At 69.1% G+C, this 18,341-nt stretch carries 6 protein-coding genes and 1 pseudogene; all 7 read left to right on the forward strand.

Annotated elements, in window-relative coordinates; all coding sequences use genetic code 11:
• The first annotated feature begins 78 nt into the window (after positions 1-78).
• The 7 genes and pseudogenes from CSC66_RS11585 to CSC66_RS11615 all read left to right on the forward strand — a co-directional run bounded on the left by CSC66_RS11585 (position 79) and on the right by CSC66_RS11615 (position 18,081).
• The gene (locus tag CSC66_RS11585; protein WP_162377552.1) at positions 79-3,249 is read left to right on the forward strand and encodes a TonB-dependent receptor; all 3,171 of its coding nucleotides are present in this window, start codon (positions 79-81) and stop codon (positions 3,247-3,249) included.
• A gap of 307 nt (positions 3,250-3,556) precedes the next feature.
• Positions 3,557-6,532, forward strand: coding sequence for a TonB-dependent receptor (locus tag CSC66_RS11590; protein WP_162377553.1), 2,976 nt, complete (start codon positions 3,557-3,559; stop codon positions 6,530-6,532).
• Between the two features lie 326 nt (positions 6,533-6,858).
• Positions 6,859-9,036, forward strand: a complete 2,178-nt coding sequence (locus CSC66_RS11595) for a sialidase family protein (protein WP_162377613.1) — start codon at positions 6,859-6,861, stop codon at positions 9,034-9,036.
• On the forward strand, positions 9,033-10,979 hold the full coding sequence (locus CSC66_RS11600) for a sialate O-acetylesterase (protein ID WP_162377554.1): 1,947 nt from the start codon (positions 9,033-9,035) through the stop codon (positions 10,977-10,979). The genes CSC66_RS11595 and CSC66_RS11600 overlap by 4 nt, the downstream gene beginning before the upstream one ends.
• Before the next feature lie 61 nt (positions 10,980-11,040).
• Positions 11,041-12,744: a GH35 family beta-galactosidase gene (locus tag CSC66_RS11605; RefSeq protein WP_238394377.1), complete on the forward strand. Its 1,704-nt coding sequence runs from the start codon at positions 11,041-11,043 to the stop codon at positions 12,742-12,744.
• A 44-nt stretch (positions 12,745-12,788) separates the two neighbouring features.
• Complete coding sequence (locus tag CSC66_RS11610) at positions 12,789-15,644, forward strand: TIM-barrel domain-containing protein (protein ID WP_162377555.1); 2,856 nt, start codon at positions 12,789-12,791, stop codon at positions 15,642-15,644.
• A gap of 7 nt (positions 15,645-15,651) precedes the next feature.
• Positions 15,652-18,081, forward strand: a pseudogene (locus CSC66_RS11615) (glycoside hydrolase family 95 protein).
• Positions 18,082-18,341 lie beyond the last annotated feature (260 nt).

An 18,341-nucleotide genomic window follows, 5' to 3' on the forward strand; every position in this document is an offset into this window, starting at 1 on the left:
CGCTATCACCGGCAGTGAGGGCTGCCGGACCATCGGGTCATTCCGCAAGCCACCAGTCTCCTGGGGAGGGAACTGTCAATGTCGAACCGTCCGACCTGCGCCCGTGCGCGCAGCGCCGCTCCACGTCCGTCGCACCGAATCAACCACTCCGCGCTCACCTTGGGCGTCGCCCTGGCGCTGGCGGCCGGCACGCTTCAGGCGCAGGAGGCGAATGCGCCGTCCGGCGGGCAGGAGGCGGACGCTGCGACCACCGAGCTCCAGGCGGTGGAGGTCAAGGGCATCCGCGGCTCGGTGATGCGCGCCCAGGACATCAAGCAGGATGCCGCGCAGATCGTCGACTCGGTGACCGCCGAAGACATCGGCGCGCTGCCCGACCGCTCGGTCACCGAGACCCTCAAGCGCGTCAGCGGCGTGACCGTCACCGGATTCGCCGCGCGCGACGATACCGACCACTTCTCCGCCGAAGGCAGCGGCGTGATGATCCGCGGCCTGACCTTCGTGCGCGGCGAGCTCAACGGACGCGACATCTTCAGCGCCGCCGGCGGCCGCGGCATCAGCTTCGAGGAGGTGTCGGCCGAACTGATGGCCGGCGTCGACGTCTACAAGAACCCGTCGGCCGAGATCATCGAGGGCGGCCTTGGCGGCACGATCAACCTGCGCACGCGCAAGCCGTTCGACGAACCCGGCCGCAAGGTCGCCGGCAGCATCGACTACAACTACGGCGACAAGGCCAAGGACGCGCGGCCGTCGGCCTCGTTCCTGTTCAGCGATCGCTGGCAGACCGGTTTTGGCGAGATCGGCGCGCTGGCCAACGTCTTCTATTCCGAACTGGCGACCCGTTCGGACGGCGTCCAGGTCATGCCTTTCGACCGCCGCGGCCGCAAGCCGGCCGAACAGACCGAAGGCTCGGAAACCGACTGGGTGTACGACTGGGACCAGGGGTCCTGGCAGTCGGCCGAATCCCAGCGCGACGCACTGCTGGCCGGCACCGACCTGGGCCAGGTGTTCGTGCCCGGCGGCGCCAACTGGCGGCGTACCGATTTCGAGCGCAAGCGCCAGGGCGGCGCGTTCGCGCTGCAGTGGCGGCCGAACGACAGCACCGAGGTCTACACCCAGTTCATCACCTCGCAGTACGACATGACCTGGCGCGAGCACTTCATGGAGTTCGGTGGTGCTTCGCAGAAGAACCAGCCCAACTGGAATGGCGACCCGGACCACTTCAATCCGATCTACGCCGACGGCCTGGCCGACATGAGCAACAACCTGATCCCGGCGGTCGGCACCCAGTTCGTCTACGACAGCCGCGGCCGCTTCATCAAGGGCACGGTGCGGCAGGGCGGCTGGCTCGGCCAGCCGTCGGACCTGGACAACGGCAACCCCGGCGTCTACCAGGGCAACTCCGGCATCCAGTTCATCAGCGGCAACCGCGTCAACGAACAGACCTCCAAGACCACCGACTGGTCCACCGGCTTCCAGCACTTCATCACCGACAACCTGATCATCCGCGGCGACTACCAGTACGTGAAGGCGGAGGCGAGCAACGTCGACTTCTCGGTCCACGCCTCGACCCTGCTGCAGGAGATGACCCTCGACCTGAGCGGCAAGTATCCGTCGGTCAGCGTCGCCGACCCGTCCACCGTCACCGACCAGCGCAACTACTTCTGGCGTTCGGCGATGGACCACATCGCCGACAGCGAGGGCACCGAGCACGCCGCCCGCGTGGACCTGGAGTACACCTTCCAGGACAGCAACTGGCTGCAGTTCGTGCGCTTCGGCGCGCGCATCGCCGACCGCAGCTACGACAACCTGTCCACCGGCTGGAACTGGGGCGTCATCAGCGACGACTGGAACAAGCTCACCGGAACCCCGGCCGACCCGGCCCGCGCCAACGTCGCCTGGCTGGACCAGTTCTATTCCAACGATTCGACCCTGTACACGATGAAGGACTTCTTCGGCGGCAAGGCCGACGTGCCGACCACGTTCTGGTCGCCGAAGGACGGCATGGTCGACATCGCCACCGTGGCCGCCACCCTGGGCCAGCTGCCCGGGGCGCGGTGGGCGCCGATCGAGTACGGACCGGAGAGCACCAATACCCAGGACGAACGCACCCAGGCCGCCTACGGCGTGCTGTACTTCGGCAACGACGCGATGGAGCGTCCGCTCGACGGCAACATCGGCGTGCGCGTGGTCCAGACCAGCGTCGATACGCTCGGCGGCGGGGTGATGCCGGACATGTCCAGCTGGGCCGACGTGGTGACGCCCGACGTACTGGAGCGGTACGCCGGCCAGGGTTTCACCACCGATACCCGGACCACCTACACCGACGTGCTGCCGAGCCTGAACCTGCGCATGCGCTTCGACCATGGCGTGCAGTGGCGCTTCGCCGCGTCCAAGGCGATCGCGCGGCCGGAGTTCCGCCTGATGCAGGCCTGGTTGCCGCTGTCGGCCAGCGCGTCGGCATGCCAGCAGGCGCTGGACGACGGGCTGCGGACCGAGCTTTGCGGGCCCTCCGACCTGTCCTTCACCGGCAGCGGCGGCAGCCCGGACCTGAAGCCGATGCGCGCCAACCAGTTCGACACCGCGCTGGAATGGTACTTCGGCCCGGCCAACATGCTGTACGCGACGTTCTTCTACAAGGACATCAAGGACTACTTCGCCAACCAGGCCGGCACCGAGCTCATCTTCGGCGACGAATACCTGATCACCCGTCCGCGCAACCTGGACGAGGGCAGGATCCGCGGCTACGAGGTGGGCTACTCGCAGTTCTTCGACTTCCTGCCGGGCTTCGGCGTGCAGGCCAACTACACCTTCGTCGACAGCAGCGGCGGCACCAATGCCGCGGTCGGGGTCCCGAACGGCAGCGCCGCGCGTGCCGGCACGGTCGAGCTGCCGCTGGAGGGCCTGTCCGAGCACTCGTACAACGTCATCGGCATCTACGAGACCAGCCGCTTCTCGGCCCGCCTGGCCTACAACTGGCGCAGCGAGTACCTGCTGACCAGCAGCGACGCGATCGTGTTCCTGCCGGTCTGGAACGACGACTACGGCCAGCTGGACGGATCGTTCTTCTACAACATCAACAAGAACTTCCAGATCGGCCTGCAGGTGAACAACCTGACCAACAGCATCACCAAGCTGCTGGTCGGGCCGCGCAAGTACCTGCGCGACGGCTACGAGGACGACACCCTGTACAGCCGTGCCTGGTTCGAGAACGACCGCCGCTACTCGGCCGTGCTCCGCGCCAGCTGGTAAGACAACGCAACGGATGGAGGGCCCGTGCCGGAAGGCGCGGGCCCTTCTTTTTTCGCGCCGGTTTCCTGACTCGACGCGACTGGGCTTGAATAAGTCACCGGTAAACATATTCCTTCACGGCATAGATCCCCCCGAATTCTTCATTGGCAATCCGTGACGCAGCGCGCCTAAGGTGGCCGCCGGGAGTTCCAGCCCGGCAGGCCTCGATGGGCGATCCATCGGATGACAGCGCTGGTCCATTCCGCCGCCGGCACCGCCGGCCTACAACTCGAAGATTCGAAAGTCAGTGTCCTGGGAGGGAACAGTGATGCCGAAATACCCGCTCCGCGGCGGCGCCGTGTCGCGCCTGCCTGCCCACCTCGCCCGTTCGGCCCTGGCCCTGGGCATCGCCCTGGCCCTGCCGGTCGGCGTGCTCCACGCCCAAGAACAGGCTGCCGCCGAGAATGCGGACAGCAGTACGACCGACGAGAGCGCGCCAGTGGAACTGGACGCGGTGCAGGTCCAGGGTATCCGCGCCAGCGTCATGCGCGCCCAGGACATCAAGCGCGACGCCGACACCTTCGTCGACTCGGTCACCGCGCAGGACATCGGCGCGCTGCCGGACCGCAGCGTCACCGAGACCCTGTCGCGCATTCCCGGCGTCACCATCGACCGCTTCCTGGCGGTCGGCGACCCGGAGCACTTCTCCGCCGAGGGCAACGGCGTGCAGGTCCGCGGCCTCACCCAGGTCCGCTCGGAGCTCAACGGGCGCGACAGCTTCTCGGCCTCCGGCGGCCGTGGCCTCAGCTTCCAGGACGTGCCGTCCGAGCTGATGGCCGGCGTCGACGTGTTCAAGAACCAGACCGCCGAGATGATCGAAGGCGGCCTGGGCGGCACGGTGAACCTGCGTACCCGCCTGCCATTCGACTTCGAGGGCGAGAAGCTCGCCGCCAGCTTCAGCGTCAACAACGGCGACTTCGCCGACAAGACCAGCCCGTCGGCCTCGGTCCTGTACAGCAACCGCTGGAACACCGGCGCCGGCGACTTCGGCATCCTGGTCGACCTGGCCCGCTCGGACCTGGCGACCCGCACCGACGGCATGTTCGTCCGCCCGTTCTTCAACAACAGCAACGCCGACATCGACGGAGACGGCGCCAACGACGAGGCCTGGGTGCCGCGTGGCGCCGACTGGCGCACGCTGAACTACGACCGCAGGCGTTCCGGCGCCTACCTGGCCATGCAGTGGCGGCCCAACGACGACATCGAGGTCGTCGCCACCGCCTTCCAGAGCGAGTACAACGAGCTCTGGAACGAGGACGCGATCTTCGTCGACAACGATCCGACCCAGGTCGCGCTCGACACCAGCCAGCCGTTCGAGCTGGATGGCAACGTGTTCCGCTCCGGCCGCATCATCCAGCCGGGCGGCGTGCCGATGGGCACGGACATCCGTGCGTCCAACCGCGACTCCAAGACCACCGACTTCTCCGCCGGCCTGAAGTGGACGGTCAACGACAACGTGGAGCTGTCGACCGACCTGCAGTACATCAAGGCCGACACCAAGAGCCTGGATTCGACGGTGGCGCTGGGCCTGCTGATGCCGTACATCGACGTCGACCTCACCGGCGGCCTGCCGTCGATCAGCGTCGACCAGCAGTTCACCGCGAACCCCGACAACTACTACTGGGGGTTCACGATGGACCACCAGGACGACAACGAGGCGGACCAGCTCGCCTGGCGGGCGGACATCAAGTACAGCTTCGACAGCGGCTTCTTCCGCTCGATCCGGGGCGGCGTGCGCACCACCCGGCGCGACGCGACCAGCATCGACACCGGCTACAACTGGGCGGCGGTGATCCAGCCCTGGATGCAGTGGTGGCAGTTGCCTGGCGGCGTGCCGCTGCCGGGCCTGGACCTGAGCAGCGACGTCAATTCCAGCCTGACCCACTTCAACGAGTTCAAGAACTTCTACCGCGGCGACGCGAACACGCCGGGCGGCTTCTATGCGCCGATCCTGGCCACGGCGCTCGGATACCCGGGCAGCTACCAGGCCATCCACGCGGCGGCCGAGGAGTACTACATCAATCCGGGCGGTTTCACTCCCTACACGCCAATGCTTCCGGGGCCGCAGCACACCAACGAGCAGGAGGAGTCCACCAACGGCGGCTACCTGATGCTCAACTTCGGCCTGGACGACGTGGCGTTCGACGGCAACGTCGGCGTGCGCGTGGTGCGCACCGAGAATTCCGCCAAGGGCTACGTGGTGTTCCCGAACCAGGCCTACGCGCCGTTCCTGGGCAGCGGCCAGTCCGAGCCGGTCTCGGCCGAGAACTCCTACACCGACGTGCTGCCCAGCCTGAACATGCGCTGGGAAGCGATGACGAACGTGATCTTCCGTTTCGCCGCGTCCAAGGCCATCGCGCGCCCGGCCTTCAGCGACATGCAGGCCTACCAGATCCTCAATGTCAGCCGCCGCGACTTCGACGACGCCGGCAACGCCTGCCCGGACGTGCCGGTGGCCTCGCTCGAATGCCTCGACCTGACCGGCAGCTCCTACGACAACCCGTACCTGGAGCCGATGAAGGCCAACCAGTTCGACCTGTCGGCGGAGTGGTACTTCGATCCCGACCACGGCGGCATGGCCTGGGTGAACCTGTTCTACAAGGACATCAAGGACTACTTCCGCCGCCAGACACAGGAGGTTCCGTTCCCCGGCGCGGACGGCAACACGTACGACTACCTGATCAGCCGCCCGGTGAACGTGGGTACGGCGGAGATCCGCGGCGCGGAACTGGGCTGGAACCAGTTCTTCGATTTCCTGCCCGAGCCGTTCGACGGCTTCGGCATGTCGGCCAACTACACCTACATCGACAGCTCCACCGAGGTGCCCAACAACATCGACGTGCAGCCGGTCGATACCGACGGCTCGACCTTCGACGACCTGCCGGCCGATGGCCTGTCGAAGAACGCGTTCAACCTCGCCGCGTTCTACGAGAAGGGCCCGTGGCAGGTGCGCCTGGCCTACAACTGGCGCAGCAAGTACCTGCTCTCGGTGGGGCCCAACGGCTACAACGGCAACAACAACAACATCGTCTGGAAGTTGCCGGTGTATAGCGACGACTACGGCCAGCTCGATGGCTCGGTCTTCTACCGGATCAGCGACAACCTGCAGATCGGCCTGGAGATGAACAACCTCAACAACGCCGAGCAGCGCACGATCATGGACCAGAACGAGGCCGGCAGCCGTGTCACCTCGTGGTACGTGAACGACCGTCGCTATGCGGCGACCATCCGCCTGACGTTCTGATGCCGCGGCGCGGGAGGCGAGTCGCCTCCCGCGCGACTTCCGCCCCGGGGCGGGGACGCCCGCAGACCTCGACGCGATGCCGGCCGACGCCGGCATCGCGTTTTTTCTTCTTCGCGAGCAGCGCTCGCGTGATTCCGCCACGGCATAGCTTGGGTTCAATAAGTCATTGGTCCGGCATGGATGTCTCGCCTATCCTCGGTCCGGACACCGTCGCAGGCGATGTGGCGGTCGCCATGCGCCCGCGGGACTTTCCCGCGAGCGCCAATCCACACGAAGTCAGTCCTGGGAGGGAACGGCGCGTGCGTCCCATCGCGATCCTGCTGGCCATGCTGGCATGGCCGGGCGGCGAAGCCACGGCAGGCCCGGCGGCCGAGTCCTACACCTGGCGCAACGTGGCCATCGGCGGCGGCGGCTTCGTCACCGGCATCGAGTTCCATCCCGCCGAGCGCGGCCTGGCCTATGCGCGTACCGACGTGGGCGGTGCGTACCGCTGGGGTGCCACGGCGCAGCGCTGGATCCCGTTGACCGACTGGCTCGGTCGCGACGACGCCAACCTCACCGGCATCGAGAGCATCGCGGTCGATCCGTCCGATCCGCGGCGCCTCTACCTGGCCGCCGGCACCTACACCCACGAACGCGCGGGCAACGGCGCGATCCTGCGTTCGAGCGACCGCGGCGCCACGTTCCAGCGCAGCGACCTGCCGTTCAAGCTGGGTGGCAATGAACTGGGACGCGGCAACGGCGAACGCCTGGCGGTGGACCCGAACGACGGGCGCGTGCTGTTCCTGGGTTCGCGCGCACACGGGCTGTGGCGCAGCGACGACCACGGCGCACGCTGGTCGCGGGTCGAGGCGTTCCCCGCGCTGGCGACCGGCGAATCGGCCACCGCCATCGGTTGGCGCAAGCAGCACATCGGCATCGTGTTCGTCACTTTCGACGCGGCCAGCGGCAAGGCCGGTGCGCCGACGCCGGTCGTCTACGCCGGCGTGTCCAGCCGCGAGGGCGGCCTGTTCCGCTCCACCGACGCGGGCCGCACCTGGCAGGCCGTGCCGGGCCAGCCGACCGGCCTGCGGCCTAACCACATGGTGGCCGACGGGCGCGGCGACTTCCTGCTCAGCTACGGCGACGAGCCCGGGCCCGACCGCATGAACGATGGCGCGGTCTGGCGCTGGTCGCCGGCCAGCGGGGCGTGGACCGAGATCACCCCGGCGCCGCAGTCGAGCGACCTGGAGGGCGACGGTTTCGGATGGGGTGCCGTGGCGGTGGCCAGGGGCAAGCCGGACGTGATCGTGGCGACCACGTTCAACCGCTGGGCCCCGCGCGACGACATCTACCGCAGCACCGATGGCGGAAGGAACTGGAAGCCGGTGTTCGAGCGTTCGCGGTTCGACCACACCGCGTCGCCCTGGACCGCGCAGGCCAAGCCGCACTGGATGGCCGACATCGAGATCGACCCGCACGATCCGGACCGCGTGCTGTTCGTCACCGGCTACGGCCTGTGGGCCTCGCGCGACATGACCGCGTTCGACCGCGGCGGCACGGTGAACTGGATCTTCGACGACGCCGGCCTGGACGAGACCGTGCCGCTGGACCTGGTCAGTCCGCCGCAAGGCGCGCCGCTGGTCAGCGGACTGGGCGACATCGACGGTTTCCGCCACGACGACCTGCAACGCACCACCACCCAGTTCGCCAGGCCGCCGCGCTACAGCAACACCGAGAGCCTGGACTATGCCGGCCAGCAGCCGCTGCTGCTGGTCCGTGCCGGCCACCTGCACCATCCCGATCCGGCGATCGTGCGCGCGGCGTATTCGCGCGATGGCGGCAGCACCTGGACCGCGTTCACCCGCGAGCCGCCGGCCAGCGAAGGCGAGGGCCGGTTGAGTATTGCGGTGTCCGCCGACGGCAGCCGGGTCATCTGGCAGGCACGCGGCGGCCCGCACTGGATCACCGACAACTTCGGCGGCCGCTGGCAGCAGGTGCGTGGCCTGCCGGCGACCGCTGTGGTGGCCGCCGACCGCTTCCAGGCCGCGCTGTGGTACGGCTTCGACCCGCTCACCGGCAAGCTGTTCGTCAGTGGCGACGGTGGCGTGGCGTTCGAGGAGACCCAGGGCGGAATGGATGCCGTCGGCGACTGGTTCCGCGGCGAGCTGCTGCCGTCGCCGGAGAAGACCGGCGTGGTGTACTTCGCCGCGTCCTGGCGCGGGCTCATGCGCTGGGGTGAGGGCGAGCTGGAACGCCTTCCCGGGGTGGAGAATGCATTCGCCGCCGGCCTGGGCGCGCCGAAGCCGGGCAGCAGCATCCCGAGCCTGTTCGTGCATGGGCAGGTCGGTGGCGCCGTGGGCCTGTACCGTTCCGACGACGGTGGCAAGCGCTGGATCCGGATCGACGACGCCCGGCATCGCTTCGGCAACCTGCGCATGCTCACCGGCGATGCGCGCGTGCACGGGCGTGTCTACCTGGCCACCGGCGGCCGCGGAATCATCTACGGAGAACCCAGTCCATGAAGTTGCGTCTGCTGTTGGCGGCTCTTGTAGTGCTCGTGATCGCGCCACCGGCCTTGGCGGCCGACACCTCGCTGGAGTTGCCACTGCTGTTCTCCGACGGTGCGGTGCTGCAGCGCGACCGGCCGCTGCCGGTGTGGGGGCAGGCCGCGCCCGGCACGCAGGTGACGGTGGCCTTCGACGGGCGCAGTGCGCAGGCACTGGCCGGCGCCGACGGCCGCTGGTCATTGCAACTGCCGGCGCATGCGGCGGGTGGGCCCTACGAACTGGTGGTGCGCGCCGGCACGCAGGAGCAGCGCGTGCGCGACGTGCTGGTCGGGGAGGTATGGCTGGCTTCGGGCCAGTCGAACATGGAGTGGCCGGTCGCGCAGACCGTGCACGCGCAGGAGGACATCGCCGCCGCCGGCGACGGCTCGCTGCGTCATTTCAAGATTCCCAAGTCCTGGGCCGAGACGCCGCAGGCGCAGCTGCAGGGCGGTGCCTGGAAGGCGGCCTCGCCGGCCACGGTCGGCGAGTTCTCCGCGGTCGGCTATGCCTTCGCACGCGAACTGCGCCGCGTACTCGGCGTGCTGGTCGGCATCATCGACAGCACCTGGGGCGGCAGCTCGATCGAAGCCTGGATGGATGCGTCGATGCTCGGCCTGGATGCGGTGGCGCTGGAAGCGAAGATGCGCGAGCGCCGCGCCTCCGATGCGAAGCTCGAAGCCGCCACGCGGGCCAGGCTCGAAGGCTGGCCGGCGGTGGATCCGGCTTCGGAGGCCTTTGCCGTCGCGGAGCTTGACGACAATGGCTGGCGACCGATCCGCGTACCGTCGTTGTGGGAGGCGCAGGGCTACACCGGCATGGACGGCGTGGCCTGGTACCGCACCCGTTTTGAACTGAGCGCGAGCGAGGCCGCTGCGGGCGTCACGCTCGGCCTGGGCCAGATCGACGACACCGACACGACCTGGGTCAACGGCCAGCGCGTGGGCGGGGTGGGCAACGGCTACAACGTGCCGCGCGAGTACCGCGTGCCCGCGTCGGTACTGCGCCCGGGACTGAACACGATCGCGGTGCGGGTCCAGGACGACGGCGGTGGCGGCGGCATTGCCGGCAGCGCCACGGAGGTCTGGGTCCAGCCGGTGGGCGGCCAGCGCCGCAGCCTGGCCGGCGACTGGCGCTTCCGCACCGCCGCGGTGACGGTGGACACGGCCGGCGACAAGAACCAGGTCGACACCCTGTTGTACAACGCGATGATCCATCCGCTGCAGCCGTACCCGCTGGCCGGGGTGATCTGGTACCAGGGCGAGGCCAACGCCAGCGACAGCGGCGCGTACCGCTACCGCGAGCAGTTCAAGACCCTGATCGACGGCTGGCGCCAGCGCTGGCACGCACCCGCGATGCCGTTCCTGTGGGTGCAGCTGGCCGCGTTCGATTCCGGCGACGATCGCCGCGATGCGAGCGGCGTCGTGCTGGACAGTCCGTGGGCGACGCTGCGCGAGTCGCAGTCGGCGGCGCTGGCCCTGCCGGCGACCGCGCAGGCGGTGACGATCGATGTCGGCGCGGCAGACGACATCCATCCACGCGACAAGCGCACCGTCGGCCAGCGCCTGTCGCGGGCCGCACGGCGCGTGGCGTACGGCGACGAGGCAGTCGTCTACCGGGGGCCGGTCTTCCGGCAGACACGTGCCGAGGGCAGCCAGCTGGTAGTGGCTTTCGACGCGCCGGGTGGCGTGCTGGCGGTCCGTGGCGGTGGCAACGCACCGCAAGGTTTCGAAGTGGCGGGTGCCGATGGCCGGTTCCATCCGGCGCACGCGCGCATCGTCGGCGATACCGTGGTGCTGCACAGCGATGCGGTGCCCGCTCCCGAATCGGCGCGCTACGCCTGGAGCGACAATCCGGCGCAGGCCGACCTGGTCGGGCGCGACGGACTCCCCGCGTCGCCCTTCCGCACGCGTGAATGGTGAGGCCGGGCGAATGGACAAGCAGATGGCGACGGAAGGGGTAGCGACGATGACGGGATGGACGATGGCAGCGCCCACCATGAACGGATGGCGCCTGCTGGCGGCCGGCCTGCTGGTGCTGGCGCTGGCGGCCTGCGGGCGCGGCCAGCAGGCGGGCGATGTCGCGTCGAAGGACGGTGCCGCAGCCAGCGGGAACGAGGTCCGAGGCGCCGCGCCGGCGCCGGGCGGCGAAGCGCCGATCCCGCAGATCGTCAGCCGCGACGGACGCCATGCCTTGCTGGTGGACGGCGAGCCGTTCCTCATCCTTGGCGCGCAGGTCAACAATTCCAGCAACTGGCCCGGCGCGCTGGACGACGTGTGGCCGGCGATCGAGGTGGTCAAGCCGAACACGGTGATGGTCCCGGTGGCGTGGGAACAGGTGGAGGCCGAGGAGGGCAAGTTCGACTTCTCCTTCGTCGACGAACTGCTGAAGCAGGCGCGCGAGCACGACCAGCGCCTGGTCCTGCTCTGGTTCGCCACCTGGAAGAACAACGGACCGAACTACGCGCCGAAGTGGGTGAAGCTGGACAACGAGCGCTTCCCGCGCGTTATCACCGCCGATGGGCGCACGCTCAACTCGCTGTCCCCCCATGGGCAGGCCACGCTGGACGCCGACCGCAAGGCCTTCGTCGAGCTGATGAAGCACCTGAAGGCGGCCGATCCGCAGCGCACGGTGATCATGGTGCAGCCGCAGAACGAGCCCGGCACCTATGGCAGCGTGCGCGACTTCTCGCCGTTGGCGCAGAAGGCGTTCGAGGGGCCGGTGCCGCAGCCGCTGCTGGACCGGCTGGGCAAGTCGCCGGGCACCTGGCGCGAGGTCTTCGGCGCCGATGCCGACGAGATCTTCCATGCCTGGCACATCGCCCACTACATCGACCAGGTGGCCGCGGCGGGCAAGGCCGCGTATCCGCTGCCGATGTACGTCAACGCCGCCTTGCGCGGGCCGTTCAATCCCGGGCAGCCGGGGCAGTACGCCAGCGGCGGGCCGACCGACAACGTGCTGGACGTGTACAAGGCCGCCGCGCCGCATATCGACCTGCTCGCGCCCGACATCTACATGCCCGAGTACATGCACTACACCACGGTGCTGGACCGGTATTCACGCGCGGACAACCCGCTGTTCGTGGCCGAGACCGGCAACCGCGGGGAGTACGCGCGCTACTTCTTCTCCGCGCTGGGCGAACAGGCCATCGGCTGGTCTCCCTTCGGCATCGATTTCACCCGGTATTCGAACTACCCGCTCGGCGCCAAGGTGGTGGACGCGGAGACGCTGGAGCCGTTCGCGCTCAACTACCGGCTGGTGGCGCCGGCGGCACGGCTGATCGCCAAGGCCAGCCTGGAGGGCAAGGTGCGTGGCACCGCCGAGCAGCCGGGGCAGGCCGTGCAGACGCTGCCGATCGACGCGCGCTGGAAGGCGGTGGTGACCTATGGCGTGCCGCAGTTCTGGTTCCAGGGGGAACCTCCGGGCAACCCCGAGCCGATCGGCGGCGCGCTGGTCGTGCAGCTGGGCCCGGACGAGTTCCTGGTTACCGGCATGCACGCGCGGGTGAACCTGGTCGCCAACGACCCGGCCGTCGCCGACCGCCAGATCTACGAATACGTGGACGAAGGCACCTACGAGGACGGCCAGTGGGTATTCCATCGCCGCTGGAACGGCGACCAGACCGACTATGGCCTCAATTTCTCCAGCGCGCCGCAGCTGCTGCGGGTCAAGCTGGCGACTTACTGATTCGAAACACGGGCGCCCGCGGGCGCCGATAGGGAGGGAGTGCGATGAGGGGACAGATGAAGCCGGCGCCGCTGGCGTTGTTAGTGGCGGCGCTGCTGCCGTTGGCGGCCGCCCAGGCGGTGGCACAGACGTTGGAGAAGCAGGCCGACGGAGTGATCGTGCGCCCGGCCGATGCCAAAGCCGCCGACGTGCGCCTGCAGCTGGTGAACGACAGCATCGTGCGGGTGAGCGCCGATCCGGATGGCGACTTCCAGCGCAGCCGCAGCCTGATGCGGGTGCCGGTGCAGGGTACGCCCGCGTTCGAGATCAGCCAGACCGCCGATGCGGTGCGCCTGAAGGCCAAGGGCATCTCGGCCGAGGTCGCGCTGGCCGACGGTCAGGTGCGCTTCTTCGACGCCGACGGCAAGCCGCTGGTGGAAGAGACCGCCGGCGCGCGCAGCTTCACCCCTTTCCAGGCCGAAGGCCGCCAGCTGTACAGCGTGCGCCAACGCTTCATCTCGCCGGACGACGAGTCCTTCTACGGCACCGGCCTGCACCAGCAGGGCTGGATGGACCTGAAGGGCCGCGACGTCGAGCTGCTCCAGCACAACATCGACAACGCGATCCCGTTCGTGCAGTCGTCCCGCCGCTACGCAATCCTCTGGGACAACAACTCGATCACCCGCTTCGGCGATCCGCGCGGCCTGCGCCCGCTCGGCGAGACCCTGGTCTTGCGCGATGCCAATGGCAAGCCGGGCGCGCTGACCGCGCGCTACTCGATCGACGGCCAGGAGAAGGTGGTCCGCCGCGAAGAGCAGATCAACTACCAGTACATCAAGGACCTCAAGAACCTGCCGAAGGCGGGCTGGAACACCGCACAGGGCGGCCGCACCCAGGTGGTCTGGGAAGGCACCATCGAAGCCAAGACCAGCGGCCGCCACACCTTCTCGCTGTACAACAGCGAATACGCGAAGGTAATCGTCGACGGCAAGCCGGTCATGGACCGCTGGCGCCAGAACTGGAACCCGTGGCACCACGAGTTCGCGCTGGACCTGCAGGCCGGCCAGCGCCACGACATCCGCGTGGAGTGGAACGCGATCGACCCGTCCTACATCGCGCTGCTGCACCGCGACCCGCTGCCGGCCGACGAGGCCAGGGACCTGTCGATCTGGTCCGAGGCCGGGCAGATGATCGACTACTACGTGGTCGCCGGCGATAACGCCGATGACCTGATCGCCGGCTACCGCCAGCTGACCGGCAAAGCGGTGATGCTGCCGAAGTGGTCGTACGGCTTCTGGCAGAGCCGCGAGCGTTACAAGACCCAGGGCGAGCTGACCGGCGTGCTGGACGAGTACCGCCGGCGCAAGCTGCCGATCGACGCGATCGTGCTCGACTGGTCGTACTGGCCCGAGGATGCCTGGGGCTCGCACGACTTCGACAAGGACAACTTCCCCGATCCGGACGGGATGGTGAAGCACGTCCATGACCGGAACGCGCAGATCATGATCTCGGTGTGGCCCAAGTTCTACCCGACCACGGCGCACTACAAGGAGCTGGACGCGGCCGGGCACATGTACCGGCGCAACGTCGAGGTCGGCGAGCTGGACTGGATCGGGAAGGGTTACCTGAACTCGTTCTACGACCCGTACTCGAAGGAGGCCCAGGACATCTTCTGGCGCCAGGTCAACGCCAAGCTCAACAGCAAGGGCTTCGACGCCTGGTGGCTGGACGCATCCGAGCCGGACCTGCACAGCAACATCGACATCGGCGAGCGCAAGGCCCGCACCACGCCGACCGCGTTCGGCCCGTCGGTGGAGTACTTCAACTCCTATCCGCTGGTGCATTCGGAAGGCGTGTACCGCGGCTCGCGCGAGGTGAATCCGGACAAGCGCGTGTTCATCCTGTCGCGCGCGTTCTTCGCCGGGCAGCAGCGCGCCGCCGCCGCGTTCTGGAGCGGCGACATCGTGCCGCGCTGGGACGACATGCGCGAGCAGATCTCGGGCCTGGTGAACGCGTCGATGGCCGGCGCGCCGAACGTGAGCTTCGACATCGGCGGCTTCTCGCCGGAGAAGCGCTACGAGACCCAGGACCCGGCGCACCTGGCCGAATGGCGCGAGCTCAACCTGCGCTGGTTCCAGTACGGCGCGTTCGTGCCCGTGTTCCGCCTGCATGGCCAGTTCCCGTACCGCGAGATTTGGAACATCGCCCCGGAAGGCACGCCGCACTACGACAGCTTCGTCCACTACCTGAAGCTGCGCTATTCGATGCTGCCGTACATCTATACCCTGGCCGCGGACACCTGGCACAAGGACGGCACGATCCTGCGCACGATGTCGATGGACTTCCCGGGCGACATGAAGACGCGCGGCATCGCCGACCAGTACCTGTTCGGCCCGGCCTTCCTGGTCGCGCCGGTGGCGCGGTTCAACGCCACGAGCCGGCCGGTATACCTGCCCGCCGGCACCAGCTGGATCGACTTCGAGACCGGCAGGCGCTACGAGGGCGGGCAGACCGTGGAGGCGGCCGCGCCGCTGCAGCGCATGCCGCTGTTCGTGCGCGCCGGTTCGATCGTGCCGCGGACGGTGGTCCAGCAGTACGTGGACGAACAGCCCGACGCGCCGCTGACCATCGAGGTCTACACCGGCGCCGACGGCAGCTTCTCGCTGTACGAGGACGACGGCCGCAACTACGGTTACGAGCGCGGCGAGTTCAGCCGCATCCCGCTGAGCTGGAACGAACAGGCCGGCGAGCTGACCATCGGCGCGCGCCAGGGCCAGTACCCGGGCATGCAGGCGCAGCGCGAGGTGCGGGTGCGCTGGATCGACGGGCCGCGCGAGGACGCGGGCGCGGTGGAGCCCAAGGCCGACCGCACGGTCCGCTACACCGGCAAGGCGGTGACGGTCCGCCGTCCGCGCGGTTGAGGCGCGGATGGACCTGACCCGGCGCGACCTGCTCAAGGCGTCGGCCGCGGCCGCCGCTGGAACCGGTGCCCTGGCGGGCATCGGCGCCGGCAATGCCGTGGCGGCGGCGGCGGGTGCGACGGGCGCTGCGCGAGCGGACTCCACGCGGCCTGCCGATGCGTTGGTTGGTGCCGGCACCGAACCGCTGCGGCTGTGGTACCGGCGCCCTGCCACGCAATGGGTCGAGGCGTTGCCGCTGGGCAACGGCCGGCTCGGCGCGATGGTGTGGGGCGGTGGCAGGTACGAGCGGCTGCAGCTCAACAAAGACACGCTGTACGCCGGCGGGCCCTACGACCCGACCCCGCCGGATGCGCTGGCCGCGCTGCCGGAAGTGCGTCGGCTGCTGTTCGCCGGCCGCTACGCCGAAGCCCAGGCGCTGGCCAACGCGACGATGATGGGGCGGCCGAAGAAGCAGATGCCCTACCAGCCGCTGGGCGACCTGCGGCTCGACTTCCTCGAGATCTCCGACGTCAACGGCTACCGGCGCGAGCTGGACCTGGACCGCGCGCTGGCGACCAGCACGTTCGAGGCGCGCGGCCTGCAGCACCGGCGCGAGGTATTCGTCTCGCCGGTCGACCAGTGCGTGGCGGTGCGCCTGTCGGGCGACAAGAAGGGCCGGATCGGCCTGCGCATCGGCCTGGACTGCGACCATGCGGAATCGGGCGTCGTCGCCGACGGCGCCGACGGCCTGCTGCTGCGCGGACGCAATGGCGACGCTTTCGGCATCGAGGGCCGGTTGCGCTTCGCCGCGCGCCTGCGCGTGCTGCCGGTGGGCGGCAGGATGCGCCGCCTGGGCGATCGAATCGAGGTCGCGCGGGCCGATGAAGTCGTGCTGCTGCTCACCGGCGCCACCAGTTTCCGCCGCTTCGACGATATCGATGGCGATCCGGAAGCGATCACCCGCGTCCAGCTCGATGCGGCCTCCGGCAAGTCGTGGCAGCAGCTCCTCGACGCGCACGTGGCCGCGCACCAGCGCCTGTTCCATCGCGTCGCGATCGACCTGGGGCGCACGCCCGAGGCGGTTGCCACGCTGCCTACCGACGAACGCGTGGCGCGCTTCGCGGACGGGGGCGATCCGGCGCTGGCCGCGCTGTACCACCAGTTCGGGCGCTACCTGCTGATCTGCTGTTCGCGGCCGGGCACCCAGCCGGCCAACCTGCAGGGCATCTGGAACGACCTGCTGTCGCCGCCGTGGGAGAGCAAGTACACGATCAACATCAATACCGAGATGAACTACTGGCCGGCCGAGGCCAACGCGCTGGGCGAGTGCGTGGAGCCGCTGGAGCGGATGGTCGCCGAACTCGCCGAGGCGGGCGTGCAGACCGCGCGGGACATGTATGGCGCACCGGGCTGGGTCGTGCACCACAACACCGACCTGTGGCGGCGGAGCGCGCCGATCGACGGCGCCGAATGGGGCCTGTGGCCGACCGGCGGCGCCTGGCTGCTGCAACACCTGTGGGACCGCTGGGACTACGGGCGCGAGCCGGGCTACCTGCAGAAGGTCTGGCCGCTGTTCAAGGGGGCGGCGGAGTTCTTCGCCGCCACCCTGGTTGAGGATCCGGACACCGGTGCGATGGTCACCGCGCCGTCGATCTCGCCGGAGAACGAGCATCCGTTCGGCGCCGCGCTGTGCGCCGGACCGTCGATGGATGCGCAGCTGCTGCGCGACCTGTTCGGCCAGTGCATCGAGATCGCCGGCCTGCTCGGGGTCGACGCGGCGCTGGCGCAGCGGCTGGCGGCGTTGCGCGACCGCCTGCCGCCGCACCGGATCGGCCGGGCAGGGCAGTTGCAGGAGTGGCAGCAGGACTGGGACATGGACGTGCCGGAGATCCACCACCGCCATGTCTCGCACCTGTACGCGCTGCATCCGTCCAGCCAGATCAACGTGCGCGACACCCCCGGGCTGGCCGCCGCCGCGCGCCGCTCGCTGGAGATCCGTGGCGACGATGCCACCGGCTGGGGCATCGGCTGGCGCCTGAACCTGTGGGCGCGGCTGGGCGACGGCGAACACGCCTGGAAGGTACTGGCGATGCTGCTCAGTCCCTCGCGCACCTATCCCAACCTGTTCGACGCCCACCCTCCGTTCCAGATCGACGGCAACTTCGGCGGCACCGCCGGCATCACCGAGATGCTGCTGCAGAGCTGGGGCGGAAGCGTGTTCCTGCTGCCCGCGCTGCCCGGCGCCTGGCCGGAGGGTCGCGTGCAGGGCCTGCGGGTGCGTGGCGCGGCGGGCGTGGACCTGGAGTAGGCGGACGGGCAACTGCGCCGGGCGCGGATCGCGAGCGACCGCGGCGGGCGATACCGGATCGAGTACCGCGGACAGGCCGTGGACCTGGAGCTGGCGCCAGGCCAGGCGGCCGGGTTGGCCTGGCGTGGCGGGAGGTTGCAGCGGGCGTGACCGTGGCCGGGACGGGCGCGGTCACAGGACCGGCCGGCCCAGCTCGAAGAGGCTGCGCGCACCCCGGACCGCCCGGCGATTTCCGCGTGCGTTCCATGCTGCAGCGCCGCGGCGGCCCGCCCTGGGCAGCCATGGGTCTTCGCTTGCCCTGGACCGCGGCCGACGGCTGACACATTCACCTGGAACGGATGACGACAGCGCTGCCATTGAGGATAAGCTGTGCCGCGCCAGTCCGCTCGACGGGACTGTGCCGCGGGGCC

The organism is Pseudoxanthomonas kaohsiungensis (assembly GCF_010211765.1).
In the GTDB taxonomy this organism is placed as follows: Bacteria; Pseudomonadota; Gammaproteobacteria; order Xanthomonadales; family Xanthomonadaceae; genus Pseudoxanthomonas; species Pseudoxanthomonas kaohsiungensis.